We start from the raw sequence: 289 nt of genomic DNA, 5'->3' as shown, positions 1-289 counted from the left end.
TGGAAGATCAGACGGTCGATATTGTAGACGAGGTTAGCGAGCGTGATCTTCGCTTCGGCACGCGCGATACCGATGGTGCGAACGAAGAGCCCCATCTGATCCTTCTGACGGGCGAACACGTGCTCGACGCGCGCACGTACGGTAGATCGTTTGGCATTGGCACCGGATGCGCGCCTGGACATCGGCTTGCCCTTGGGCTTCTTGCGGTGGATGCGGCTAACCCTGTCCATCGACTTCAGCCACGTCTCGTTGGCCTGGCTGCGGTAGGCAGTGTCCGCCCACACATCGG

1 protein-coding gene is annotated in these 289 nt (G+C 60.9%); it reads right to left on the bottom strand.

The genetic code is table 11. The features are described from left to right. On the bottom strand, positions 1-289 hold a 289-nt coding region (locus tag L8H00_RS18710), incomplete at both ends, for a transposase (protein ID WP_242098874.1).

This window comes from Sphingomonas sp. CROZ-RG-20F-R02-07, from assembly GCF_022662335.1.
Classification (GTDB): domain Bacteria; phylum Pseudomonadota; class Alphaproteobacteria; order Sphingomonadales; family Sphingomonadaceae; genus Sphingomonas.
Note: the sequence above shows the minus strand (reverse complement) of the source record. Positions and strands in the feature narration are given on the sequence as shown.